This window comes from Erwinia sp. 009765445, from assembly GCF_058137865.1.
In genome coordinates, this window is the sequence record NZ_JBYUWC010000016.1 from 64367 (window position 1) to 77393 (window position 13027).

Here is a 13027-nt window from a genome sequence, read left to right on the forward strand (position 1 = left end):
AGAAGGTTTGCGTGGAAGTTTATAGCAACGAGAACGAACAAGTTGACGCACTCAAGAGCTTCTTTGCCCAGAACGGCAAGGCTCTGGTAGTAGGCGTGATTATTGGCGTGGGCGCGCTGGCAGGCTGGCGTTACTGGACTACTCACCAGGAAGGCAGCCATCAGGAAGCCTCGACCGCTTATCAGCAGGTTTCCACGGCGCTGGACACCAGCAAGCCTGAGACACTGGATGCCGCGGCGAAATTTGCCAGCGAAAACAGCAACACCTATGGTGCGCTGGCTTCGCTGGATCTGGCAAAACGTTATGTGGACGGTAACCAGCTGGATAAAGCGGTTGCCCAGCTGCAAAGCGGCCTGAAAGACACCAAAGATGCTAACCTGCAGGCCGTGCTGAATCTGCGCCTGGCGCGTATCCAGCTGCAGCAGAAGCAGCCGGATGAAGTGATGAAAACCCTCGACGCGGTGAAAGGCGATGGCTGGACAGCGATCGTAGCCGATGTGCGCGGCGAAGCGCTGCTCAGCAAGGGTGATACCAAAGGCGCCCGCGATGCCTGGAGTAAAGGCATTGCCTCTGATGCGTCTCCGGCGCTGAAAGAGATGCTGCAGATGAAAATGAATAATCTCCCGGGTTAAGTTCACCACGGGTAAAAATGGCCTCAACAGGCACAAGAGGGATTTCATGGAATTGCGTAAGATACTTCTGCCGGGACTGATTTCAGTCACTTTACTCAGCGGATGTTCATGGTTCAGCGGCGAAGAAGACGTGGTTAAAATGTCGCCGCTGCCAAAAGTTGAAAATCAGTTTACCCCGGAAAAAGTCTGGAGCACTTCAGTTGGCGATGGCGTGGGTGATTACTACTCCAACCTGCATCCGGGCTGGTCAGACAGTACCGTTTATGCTGCCGATCGTTTCGGTATCGTGAAAGCACTGAATGCCGGTGATGGCAAAGAGCAGTGGAAAGTTGATCTGTCTGAGAAGACCGGCTTTTTCTCGAAAAACCTGCCAGCTCTGCTGTCCGGTGGCGTGTCGGTTGATGGTGGTCATGTCTATATCGGCAGCGAGCGCGGCCAGGTTTATGCCCTGAACACCAGCGATGGTTCTGTTGCCTGGCAGACCAAAGCATCGGGTGAAGTGTTGTCCCGTCCTGTAGCCAGCGATGGCCTGGTGCTGGTTCACACCAGCAACGGTATGCTGCAGGGTCTGGATCAGACCAACGGTGCCGTGAAGTGGACGGTTAACCTCGACGTCCCTGCGCTCTCTCTGCGCGGTGAATCAGCTCCGGCAACCGCCTTTGGTGCGGCTATTGTGGGGGGGGATAATGGCCGCGTCAGCGCGGTGATGATGAACCAGGGCCAGATTATCTGGCAGCAACGTATTTCCCAGCCAACCGGCGCGACGGAAATCGATCGCCTGGCGGATGTGGATACCACTCCAATTATTCTGGACGGCGTGGTGTACGCCCTGGCCTATAACGGCAACCTGACGGCGATGGACCTGCGTTCTGGCCAGATCCTGTGGAAGCGTGAAATCGGCTCCGTGCACGATATGATCGTCGATGCCGGTCACATCTACCTGGTCGATCAGGATGACCGTGTAGTGGCATTGAGCACCGATGGCGGCGTGACCGTCTGGCGTCAAAGTGACCTGCTGCACCGTAACCTGACTTCACCGGTGCTGTATAACGGTTATATCGTGGTAGGCGACAGTGAAGGTTACCTGCACTGGATCAACACCACAGATGGCCGCTTCGTGGCTCAGCAGAAAGTGGACAGCTCCGGCTTCCAGACCGAACCGGTCGTGGCCAGCGACAAGCTGTTAATCCAGGCGAAGGGCGGCGAAGTTTACGCATTTACCCGCTAACAGCGCCAGGTTTGCTATAGTCTGCAACGGCTCCTGATTCGTCAGGGGCCGTTTCGTTTTTCTCAAGGCGTGGTATTCTTACGCCGTCAGCCTGCCTGGTGCGTCAGCAAACGTTGTTTGCCGCACTGAAGATGTTCGAGTCAGGCGCTTAATTTTTGTAATGAGGCTTCAATATGGTACCTGTGGTCGCGCTGGTCGGGCGTCCCAATGTGGGAAAATCCACCCTGTTTAACCGTTTAACGCACACGCGAGATGCGCTGGTGGCGGATTTTCCCGGGCTAACCCGTGATCGTAAATACGGTCGCGCCGAGGTCGAAGGGCGGGAGTTTATCTGTATCGATACCGGTGGTATCGACGGCAATGAAGAGGGCGTGGAAACACGTATGGCCGAGCAGTCCCTGTTAGCGATTGAAGAAGCTGATGTGGTGCTGTTTATGGTTGATGCGCGTGCCGGCCTGATGGCGGCCGATCAGGCGATTGCCAAACATTTGCGCTCACGTCAGAAGCCTACCTTTCTCGTAGCCAACAAAACCGACGGCCTGGATCCGGATTCCGCCGTGGTGGACTTCTGGTCGCTGGGCCTGGGTGAAATCCACCCAATTGCCGCCTCTCATGGCCGTGGCGTGACCAGCCTGCTGGAGCTGGTGCTGCTGCCGTGGATGGACGAAGTTGCGCCGCAGGCAGAACTCACCGAAGAAGAAGAGAACGATGCCTGGTGGGCAGCGCAGGCGGCGAAAGAGAGCGGTGAAGAGCCGGAAGAAGAAGAGGATGATTTCAACCCGCTGGATCTGCCGATCAAGCTGGCGATCGTCGGGCGTCCTAACGTCGGTAAATCCACCCTGACCAACCGTATTCTGGGTGAAGACCGCGTGGTGGTCTTTGATATGCCGGGTACCACCCGTGACAGTATCTATATCCCGATGGAGCGCGATGGCCGCGAATACATCCTGATTGATACTGCCGGTGTGCGTAAGCGCGGAAAAATCACCGAAGCGGTTGAGAAGTTCTCGGTGATCAAAACCCTGCAGGCGATTGAAGATGCCAACGTGGTGATGCTGGTGATCGATGCCCGTGAAGGCATCTCCGATCAGGATCTCTCTCTGCTGGGGTTTATTCTGAACAGTGGGCGTTCGCTGGTTATTGTGGTCAATAAGTGGGATGGCCTGTCGCAGGAAGTGCGTGACGAAGTGAAAGAGACGCTGGACTTCCGTCTGGGCTTTATCGACTTCGCCCGCGTGCACTTTATCTCTGCTCTGCACGGAAGCGGCGTGGGTAACCTGTTCGAATCGGTGACCGAAGCCTATGACTGCTCAACCCGTCGTGTGAACACTTCCATGCTGACCCGGATTATGACCATGGCCGCTGACGACCATCAGCCGCCGCTGGTGCGTGGACGCCGCGTGAAGCTGAAATATGCTCATGCGGGTGGCTATAACCCGCCGATTGTGGTGATCCACGGTAATCAGGTGAAAGACCTGCCGGATTCCTATAAGCGCTATCTGATGAACTACTTCCGCCGTTCGCTGGAAGTGATGGGGACGCCAATCCGCATTCAGTTTAAAGAGGGCGACAATCCGTTTGCCGGTAAGCGTAACTTGCTGACTCCAAACCAGCAGCGCAAGCGTAAGCGTCTGATGAGTCACCTCAAAAAGAACAAACGTTGATCCGCAGGGGGCCTTTAATGGCCCCTTTGTTTTATACTGAGTTCAGTTTAAACAGGAGAGCGCCATGAGTTTGCCATGCCCGGTTTGCCAGCATTCCCTCACAGTGGAAGAGGGCCATTACCACTGCGAAAGCTGTGAGCGCTCTTTTGCCATGCAGGCCATTTGCCCCGAATGTCATCAGACTTTGCAGGTGTTAAAAGCCTGCGGCGCAGTGGACTATTTCTGCACCAATGGTCACGGGTTGATTTCAAAAAAGCGCGTGGAGTTTACGCCGCTGGTGGAATTACTCTGACTTAAACGTAATTTTTTATTTCCTGAGCTCCCCCTGTTAATAAAAAGGTTATTATTTAATCCATCAGTTTTAATTATACCTCTATATCCCTTCCTGCTATCACCCACCAAATATAGCTTTGATTTACGGCAAGATGCAGAAACTCTGCATTGAGCAACCCTTTTAACAACTTCAGTGAAAATGAATGATTAGCGCTGGGAATTGTTCCATCACGGTCAAAACGTTGCGCTGGTATTAGCAAAAAATGTCCAGAAGTGTGAAGTTTGTTAAGTTTGTGTTTATCGCTTAATGAACCGCATGGTACAATTTCGCCATTATTTCATCGTAGTGCTTAAGGCATCTCTTTTTCAGGAGTATTTTTACCATGTCTCAAACGAATGCCCGGTCGTCTAAATGGCTGGGCTTATGGTGCTTTGTGCTGGGCCTGCTCTTACTGGCAACCGGCCTGTTCTTTGTGATTGGTGGTGGGAAACTGGTTTCGCTCGGCGGTAGCTGGTATTTCGTTATTGCGGGTATTTTTACCGTTATTTCCGCTATTCAGTTCTTCCGTCGTAAATCTTCCGCCGTGCTGATATTCGCGCTGGTGTTCATCGGTACGCTGATCTGGGCGCTGGTGGATGTGGGAATTGATTTCTGGCCGCTGGTTTCCCGTCTGATGACGCTGGCCGGTTTCCTGCTGCTGGCGATAGTTACCCTGCCAGCCCTGCGTAAACGTGAGGGCAAATCCTCTGCAGCCAAACCGGCTTACGCCATTTCTGCGGTGCTGGTTGTTGGTCTGGTTGCGACCCTGGTGCAGATGTTCCAGCCGCATCCGACCGTGGATAACGGTAAAGAACTGCCGCTGATCCCCGTGGCGAAAAACCAACAGCAGAAGAGCTGGGACAATTACGGTAATACTCCTGAGGGTAGCCGTTTTGTGGCACTGGATCAGATCACCCGCGATAACGTGAAAGATTTGAAAGTGGCCTGGACCTTCCACACTGGCGACACTCCGCTCAGCCCGGATGGCAATGGCGCGGAAGATCAGCAGACTCCGCTGCAGGTGGGTAACACCGTCTTCCTGTGTACTCCGCATAACAATGTGATTGCCGTTGCGGCCGACACCGGCAAGCAGATCTGGAAAGCCGATATCAACGCAAAATCCTCTGTCTGGATGCGTTGCCGTGGTCTGGCTTACTTTGATGCGACCAAACCGCTGACGCAGCCAGCTGCATCTGGCTCTGTTCCTCCGGCCCCGATCAATCTGCCAGAAGGTGCAACCTGTCAGCGTCGTATTCTGATGAATACCATCGATGACCGACTGATCGCTCTGGATGCGGACAACGGCCAGTACTGTGCCGACTTCGGCAACAACGGTACCGTTGACCTGCGCGAAGGTATGGGTGATGCGAAAGATCCAGGCTATGTTTTGACTTCAGCGCCAACGCTGGCGGGGACTACCGTCGTGGTGGGTGGTCGCGTAGCCGATAACGTCAGCACCGATATGCCTGGTGGTGTAATGCGTGGCTTTGACGTGATCACCGGTAAAATGCGTTGGGCGTTTGACCCGGGCAAAGACGATCCGAATGCAATTCTGGCACCGGGCGAACATTACACCCGCAGTACGCCTAACTCCTGGGCACCGATGTCCTACGATCCAAATATGAATGCGGTCTTCATTCCGATGGGCAGCTCGTCTGTCGATCTGTGGGGTGTGAACCGTACCAAACTGGATCACAAATACGGCGCTTCCGTGCTGGCGGTTGATGCCACTACCGGTAAAGAGAAGTGGGTCTTCCAGACCGTGCATAACGATCTGTGGGACTTCGACCTGCCGATGCAGCCAGGCCTGGTAAACTTCCCGAACAAGGATGGTACCAGCACCCCGGCAGTTGCTATCGGCACCAAATCTGGTCAGATCTACATGTTGGATCGCCAGAAGGGTAAACCACTGACTAAAGTGATTGAACAGCCGGTACCGCAGGCTAACATCCCGAACGAACAGTATTCCAAAACTCAGCCTCGCTCCGTTGGCATGCCGCAGATTGGCAACGAAACGCTGAAAGAGTCTGATATGTGGGGTGCCACTCCGTTCGATCAGCTGGTGTGCCGTATTGACTTTAAATCCATGCGTTATACCGGTCTGTACACTGCACCGGGCACTGACAAGTCTCTCAGCTTCCCTGGCTCTCTGGGCGGAATGAACTGGGGCAGCATGTCTACCGATCCGAACCACAACTACCTGTTCGTGAACGATATGCGTCTGGGCTTGTGGCAGCAGATGGTTCCGTCAGCACCTTCCAAAAATGGCGCGGTAAACAACGGTGGTGAAGCCGTTAACACCGGTATGGGTGTGGTGCCGATGAAAGGCACGCCGTACGCTGTGAACAAAAACCGCTTTATGTCTCCGTTGGGTATCCCTTGTCAGAAGCCACCATTTGGTACGCTGTCTGCCATTGACCTGAACACGCAGAAAATTGTCTGGCAGGTGCCGGTGGGTACCGTGCAGGATACCGGTCCGTTCGGGATTAAAATGCGCGCACAGATGCCAATTGGCCTGCCAACTCTGGGCGGCACGCTGGCGACTCAGGGTGGACTGGTGTTCATTGCCGGGACTCAGGATTACTACCTGCGCGCCTTCGATACCTCAACCGGTAAAGAAGTGTGGAAAGCTCGTCTGCCAGTGGGCAGCCAGGGTGGACCAATCAGCTACGTTTCTCCGGAAAACGGCAAGCAGTACATCCTGATCTCTGCGGGAGGTGCACGTCAGTCTCCGGACCGTGGTGATTACGTGATTGCTTACGCGCTGGATAAATAAACCAGCAGGCCCTTCAACAGGGAAGGGCTTCTGAGTTTGACCAGTCACTGAAAGCCCTTTCAGCAATGGAGGGATCTGAGTCTGATTGGTCACGAAAAGCCTCTTCAGTAATGAAGAGGCTTTTTTATAGCTGAAGGGGAAGTTACCGGCCGTCCTGCCAGAGCCGTACCAGCTCCGGTGGCGCGAGTTCCTCGGGGATCAAAATAACGATGTTGCCGACCTGTTGCTGAGTGGCATAGCTGATGGCAATACGGTAGTACCGCCGATCGCCTTTTCCTGCCTGACACTGTTCGCCCTGCGGTTCTCCCAGCGGCAGAGCCTGGCGCAATACGTTACAGACGTTTTCTCGCTGCGCCGGGTTGAGCTGGGCCAGTGTAATCCGGCGCGGTTCTGCCAGTTTGGGGATGTAAGCAAATCCGCCTTCACGCGCCACATCAATAACCGCGTCGTCACTTAATTCCGGAATAACGTTCATGGCAGTACGCCGACCTGTTTCCAGGCGTCCCCAATAGCCTGCCCGACAGACTTATTAAATCGCGCCTGGCCATGTTTGATCGTGAACTGCGCAAAGGTTTTAAAATCGGCGTTTTGCGGCAGGGTTTTATCGCATACCGTGTCGTACCAGGCATAGCCAGCCAGTTCCCAGGCGTAGCCGCCCAGCGCTTTTGCCGCCAGATAAAATGCGCGGTTGGGGATGCCGGAGTTCAGGTGTACGCCGCCGTTATCATCCCGCGTTTGTACATAGCCTTTCATGTTGGCCGGTTGCGGATCTTTGCCAAGCAGCGGATCGTTATAAGCCGTTCCGGGTTCGGACATGGAACGCAGCCCCTTGCCGTTGATCCCTTTCGCCAGCAATCCTTCGCCGATAATCCAGTCAGCCTGGTCGGCTGTTTGCTTCTGGTGAAACTGCTTGACCAGCGAGCCAAAGACGTCGGAGAGAGATTCATTAAGCGCGCCAGCCTGTTCGAAATAGATCAAACCGGCTTCGGTTTCCGTTACGCCGTGAGAAAGTTCGTGACCGACTACATCCAGTGCGACAGTAAAGCGGTTGAAGATTTCGCCGTCGCCATCGCCAAAGACCATCTGGTCGCCATTCCAGAACGCATTCTGATAACCCTTGCCGTAATGCACGGTACCCTGCAGCGCGAGGCCCTGATTATCCAGCGAGTTGCGTTGATAAGCCTGCCAGAAAAAATCGTAAGTGACGCCGAGATAGTCATACGCTTCGTTGACGGCCACGTCGTTACCACCCGGCTGGCCTTCACTGCGCACCAGCTTACCAGGCAATGTCTGGGTCTGTTCTGCATCATAAATTTCGCGCTGAACCTGGCCTGCCGTCGCGTTTTGAGCGCCTGTAGGTTTGATCCAGTTTTCCGCCATCAGCGTTTGTACATGTGTCAGAGTCTTGCGGGCGCAGCTCTGCTGCTGCCCGGAACCGTTATCGATGATTTTGCGCAGAATATAGGGAGGAATGACGCCATAATGCATACCTTGCTCCTTGGTCATAAGCCGAAATGTCCCAAAAAGTATAGTCGTCAGGACTCAGGTGCGCACTGGCGCTAAAACGGGGCCGGGGAAGGGGGCTACCCGGAGCGGAGTGGCGCGCCGGTTTTTGTGTCTGAAATCAGAGTGCTGGCTTGCGGGCTTTTTTCACCGGGGTGATGGCGGTCACTTCGCTCTCGACCCAGCCGTCATCCAGCCGCGTTTTCAGCCGGTCGCCGGTGTGGATCTGCCGGGTCTTCTTAATCACCCTGCCATCGGCAGCCGTGGTGACGCTGAAGCCACGTGCCAGCGTTGCCAGCGGGCTGACGCCTTCCAGCTGGGCTGCCAGCCTGGAGAAGCGCTGTTTGCCGCCATTAAGCTGCTGCTGCATCGCCTGCTGCAAGCGATACTGCCACTGCTGCATCTGTTGCTGAGCACGGTGGATTTTACTCTGCGGCTGAAACGCGGTCAGACGCTGCTCAGCGCGTTCCTGCTGACGGCCAGCCTGACGCAGCCGAAGTTGCATTGCGTCGTCCAGACGGCGTTGTAGCTTCATCATGGTGGTCTGCTGACGTGCCAGGCGCAGCTGTGGGTGCTGCTGCTGCAAACGGTGGTATAAACGGGTAAAGGTGCGACTCTTCTGCGCGAGGTAATAATCCATTGCCATTTCCAGCCGGGTCTGCTGCGACTGCAACTGGCGCAGCAGCTCAATCTGGTTGCGGCTGACCAGCTCTGCAGCGGCGGATGGCGTTGGTGCGCGCAGATCGGCTACGAAATCACTGATGGTGACATCTGTTTCATGACCCACGGCGCTGACGATGGGTATGCGGCTGGCAAAAATGGCCCGTGCCACGCGCTCATCGTTGAAGCTCCACAGATCTTCCAGCGAACCGCCGCCACGTCCGACAATCAGCACATCACATTCGCCGCGCAGGTTAGCCAGTTCGATCGCCCGCACGAGACTGGCAGGCGCATCCACACCCTGCACCGGAGTAGGGTAGATCACCACCGGAAGTGACGGATCGCGGCGGTGCAGCACGCGCAGGACATCATGCAGAGCAGCACCGGTGGAAGAGGTGATCACTCCGACCTGTCGTGCCGGGTCCGGCAGCGCCTGCTTGTGGATCTGGTCGAATAATCCTTCAGCCGTCAGCTTCTGTTTCAGCTGTTCAAACTGCTGCTGCAACAGGCCTTCACCTGCTGGCTGCATACTTTCCGCAATCAGCTGATAGTCACCGCGCGGTTCGTACAGAGTGATGGTGGCCCGCACCAGAATTTGCTGCCCATTTTGCGGGCGGAAGGTGACCCGGCGATTGCTGTTACGGAACATCGCACAGCGAACCTGCGCGCCATCATCCTTTAGCGTGAAGTACCAGTGACCGGAAGAGGGCTGGGAGAAATTGGAGATCTCAGCGCTCAACCAGATTTGCCCCATCTCCATCTCCAGCAGCTTGCGCACTGTGGTATTGAGTCGGCTGACGGTAAAAATATTGGCTGATGGCGGTAGCGACATGTGATGAGGATCAAATTTTAAATCAGAGGGTTAATCGACCGATACTACAGGGCTGAGAAAAGGTTTCAAGAGTTTTTATAAATAAAGCTGGAGGCAATCGGTTACGGCCTGTATAATGCCGCGGCAATATTTTACAAGTTCTCATTCACCCTGAGGTTGAGATATTGCCATGCTAAGAATCGCTAAAGAAGCCCTGACATTTGACGACGTTCTGCTCGTTCCTGCTCATTCGACTGTTCTCCCAAACACGGCCGACCTCAGCACCCAGCTCACTAAATCTATCCGCCTGAATATCCCTATGCTCTCCGCAGCCATGGATACCGTGACCGAAGCGGGCCTCGCTATTGCGCTGGCACAGGAAGGGGGGCTGGGCTTTATCCACAAAAACATGTCCATTGAGCGCCAAGCGGAAGAAGTCCGCAAGGTGAAAAAACACGAAAGTGGCGTGGTGACCGATCCGCAGACCGTGCTGCCAACCACCGCGCTGAGCGAAGTTCAGCGACTTACCGAATGTAACGGCTTTGCCGGTTACCCGGTAGTGAATGGCGATAACGAGCTGGTCGGTATCATCACCGGCCGTGACGTGCGCTTCGTCACCGATATGAACCTGCCTGTCTCCGCAGTCATGACTCCGAAAGAGCGTCTGGTAACCGTGCGTGAAGGTGAGGCGCGGGAAGTTGTGCTGCAAAAAATGCACGAAAAGCGTGTTGAGAAAGCGCTGGTAGTGGACGACAGTTTCCACCTGCTGGGCATGATCACCGTAAAAGACTTCCAGAAAGCCGAACGTAAACCTAACGCCTGTAAAGACGAGCATGGCCGTCTGCGCGTGGGTGCTGCTGTTGGTGCTGGTGCGGGCAACGAAGAGCGTGTTGATGCGCTGGTGGCTGCCGGTGTTGACGTGCTGCTGATCGACTCCTCTCATGGTCATTCCGAAGGCGTTCTGCAACGTATCCGTGAAACCCGTGCCAAATATCCTGACCTGCAGATCGTGGGCGGTAACGTGGCGACTGGCGCAGGTGCGCTGGCCCTGGTTGAAGCTGGCGTGAGCGCGGTGAAAGTGGGCATTGGCCCGGGTTCAATCTGTACCACCCGTATCGTGACCGGCGTGGGTGTTCCACAGATTACCGCTGTTTCAGACGCGGTGGCCGCGTTGGAAGGCACCGGCATCCCGGTTATCGCTGACGGCGGTATCCGCTTCTCTGGCGACATCGCTAAAGCAATCGCAGCGGGTGCTTCGGCGGTCATGGTAGGCTCCATGCTGGCCGGGACTGAAGAATCTCCTGGCGAAATCGAACTGTACCAGGGGCGTTCATTCAAATCTTACCGTGGTATGGGTTCTCTGGGCGCGATGTCCAAAGGCTCCTCTGACCGTTACTTCCAGACTGATAACGCCGCTGACAAGCTGGTGCCGGAAGGGATTGAAGGGCGCGTGGCTTACAAAGGCCGCCTGAAAGAGATCGTTCACCAGCAAATGGGCGGCCTGCGCTCCTGTATGGGTCTGACCGGCTGTGGTACTATCGACGACCTGCGCACCAAAGCGGAATTTGTCCGCATCAGCGGCGCTGGTATTTCGGAAAGCCACGTCCACGACGTGACCATCACCAAAGAGTCCCCGAACTACCGCATGGGTTCCTGATAACCCCTGACACACCGCCCGGCTCTGCCGGGCGTTTTAATCCTAATCCCTGAATTTGTTTATCGCCCTGGAATAGCCCAATGACGACGGAAAATATTCATAAACATCGCATACTGATCCTTGATTTCGGCTCGCAGTATACGCAGCTGGTGGCACGTCGCGTGCGTGAACTGGGCGTTTACTGTGAACTGTGGGCGTGGGACGTCACCGAAGAGCAGATCCGCCAGTTCAACCCGAACGGCATTATTCTTTCCGGTGGCCCGGAAAGCACCACCGAGCATAACAGCCCGCGAGCCCCTGAGTACGTGTTCACGGCCGGTGTGCCGGTGTTTGGCGTGTGTTATGGCATGCAGACCATGGCGCTGCAGCTGGGCGGCAAGGTTGAAGGCTCCAGCGAGCGTGAATTCGGTTATGCGCAGGTTGAAGTGGCTGTAGACAGCGCGCTGACCCGTGGCATTGAAGATTCCCTCAGCGCGGCTGGCAAGCCTCTGCTGGACGTGTGGATGAGCCACGGCGACAAAGTGACGGCTATTCCGGCGGACTTCGTGACCGTTGCCAGCACCGAGAGCTGCCCGTTCGCCATTATGGCCAACGAAGAAAAACGTTTTTATGGCGTGCAGTTCCACCCGGAAGTGACTCACACTCATCAGGGCCTGCGCCTGCTGGAGCGCTTCGTGCGCGATATCTGCCAGTGTGAAGCGCTGTGGACGCCTGCAAAGATTATCGAAGATGCCGTTGAGCGCCTGCGTGCGCAGATTGGTAACGACAAAGTGATCCTTGGCCTATCTGGCGGCGTGGACTCTTCCGTGACCGCAATGCTGCTGCACCGCGCTATCGGCGACCGCCTGACCTGCGTCTTCGTCGATAACGGCCTGCTGCGTCTGAATGAAGCAGAGCAGGTGATGGAGATGTTTGGCGACCACTTCGGCCTGAACATCGTCCACGTGGCGGCGGAAGCCCGCTTCCTTGACGCGCTGGCCGGTATTGATGAGCCGGAAGCGAAGCGCAAAACCATTGGTCGTGTGTTTGTGGAAGTGTTCGATGAACAGGCCACCCGTCTGACCGACGTTTCCTGGCTGGCTCAGGGCACCATCTATCCTGACGTGATCGAATCCGCGGCATCTGCCACCGGTAAAGCTCATGTGATCAAATCGCACCACAACGTGGGCGGTCTGCCGAAGGAGATGAAGCTGGGTCTGGTTGAGCCGCTGAAAGAGCTGTTCAAAGATGAAGTGCGCAAAATCGGTCTGGAGCTGGGTCTGCCGTACAACATGCTTTACCGTCACCCGTTCCCTGGACCTGGTCTGGGCGTGCGCGTGCTGGGCGAAGTGAAGAAAGAGTATTGTGACCTGCTGCGCCGTGCCGATGCGATCTTTATCGAAGAGCTGCACAAAGCGGATCTCTACAATAAAGTCAGCCAGGCCTTCACCGTGTTCCTGCCAGTGCGTTCGGTAGGCGTGATGGGCGATGGCCGTAAATACGACTGGGTTGTTTCACTGCGTGCCGTGGAAACCATCGACTTTATGACCGCGCACTGGGCGCACCTGCCTTATGAATTCCTGGGCCGCGTTTCTAACCGCATTATTAATGAAATCGACGGGATCTCCCGCGTGGTTTACGATATTTCCGGTAAACCGCCAGCGACGATTGAGTGGGAATAACTTTTTCCCCACTAATTAAAAAACCGCCTGTGAGGGCGGTTTTTTTATGGCTGAAATAAGACAGAATGTTCGTCGCCATCATATTGCTGACTGAAAACCGCCGTACAAAAATATGCCCATCT

Annotated in this window: 10 protein-coding genes; 7 read left to right on the forward strand and 3 right to left on the reverse strand. The window is 55.4% G+C overall.

Annotated elements, in window-relative coordinates; translation table 11 throughout:
- Nucleotides 1–11 precede the first annotated feature (11 nt).
- From AC3Y5R_RS17635 to AC3Y5R_RS17655, 5 genes are all read left to right on the forward strand, one after another.
- Nucleotides 12–632, forward strand: a complete 621-nt coding sequence (locus AC3Y5R_RS17635) for a YfgM family protein (RefSeq protein WP_489922390.1) — start codon at nt 12–14, stop codon at nt 630–632.
- Nucleotides 633–678: 46 nt separating this feature from the next.
- Entirely contained in the window at nt 679–1860 is a 1182-nt protein-coding gene (gene bamB / locus AC3Y5R_RS17640) for an outer membrane protein assembly factor BamB (protein ID WP_489922391.1), read from the forward strand.
- Nucleotides 1861–2033: 173 nt separating this feature from the next.
- Complete coding sequence (gene der / locus AC3Y5R_RS17645) at nt 2034–3524, forward strand: ribosome biogenesis GTPase Der (protein WP_489922392.1); 1491 nt, start codon at nt 2034–2036, stop codon at nt 3522–3524.
- 64 nt (nt 3525–3588) lie between these two features.
- Nucleotides 3589–3816 (forward strand): zinc ribbon domain-containing protein, encoded by a 228-nt coding sequence (locus tag AC3Y5R_RS17650; RefSeq protein ID WP_489922393.1) that lies wholly within the window; start codon nt 3589–3591, stop codon nt 3814–3816.
- Between the two features lie 364 nt (nt 3817–4180).
- The gene (locus AC3Y5R_RS17655; RefSeq protein ID WP_489922394.1) at nt 4181–6613 is read left to right on the forward strand and encodes a glucose/quinate/shikimate family membrane-bound PQQ-dependent dehydrogenase; all 2433 of its coding nucleotides are present in this window, start codon (nt 4181–4183) and stop codon (nt 6611–6613) included.
- Between the two features lie 142 nt (nt 6614–6755).
- Here AC3Y5R_RS17655 and AC3Y5R_RS17660 read toward each other — a convergent pair whose 3' ends face one another.
- From AC3Y5R_RS17660 to xseA, 3 genes are all read right to left on the reverse strand, one after another.
- Entirely contained in the window at nt 6756–7088 is a 333-nt protein-coding gene (locus AC3Y5R_RS17660; protein WP_489922395.1) for a protealysin inhibitor emfourin, read from the reverse strand.
- Nucleotides 7085–8101 (reverse strand): M4 family metallopeptidase, encoded by a 1017-nt coding sequence (locus AC3Y5R_RS17665; protein ID WP_489922396.1) that lies wholly within the window; start codon nt 8099–8101, stop codon nt 7085–7087. Before AC3Y5R_RS17665 ends, AC3Y5R_RS17660 begins: the two co-directional genes overlap by 4 nt.
- Before the next feature lie 136 nt (nt 8102–8237).
- The gene (gene xseA / locus AC3Y5R_RS17670) at nt 8238–9608 is read right to left on the reverse strand and encodes an exodeoxyribonuclease VII large subunit (RefSeq protein WP_489922397.1); all 1371 of its coding nucleotides are present in this window, start codon (nt 9606–9608) and stop codon (nt 8238–8240) included.
- Between the two features lie 169 nt (nt 9609–9777).
- Here xseA and guaB point away from each other — a divergent pair, with 169 nt between their 5' ends.
- Both guaB and guaA read left to right on the forward strand, forming a co-directional pair.
- Nucleotides 9778–11244 (forward strand): IMP dehydrogenase, encoded by a 1467-nt coding sequence (gene guaB, locus AC3Y5R_RS17675; protein ID WP_489922398.1) that lies wholly within the window; start codon nt 9778–9780, stop codon nt 11242–11244.
- A gap of 80 nt (nt 11245–11324) precedes the next feature.
- Nucleotides 11325–12905 carry a glutamine-hydrolyzing GMP synthase gene (gene guaA / locus AC3Y5R_RS17680; RefSeq protein ID WP_489922399.1) on the forward strand — a complete coding sequence of 527 codons (1581 nt, stop codon included), beginning with the start codon at nt 11325–11327 and terminating at the stop codon, nt 12903–12905.
- Nucleotides 12906–13027 lie beyond the last annotated feature (122 nt).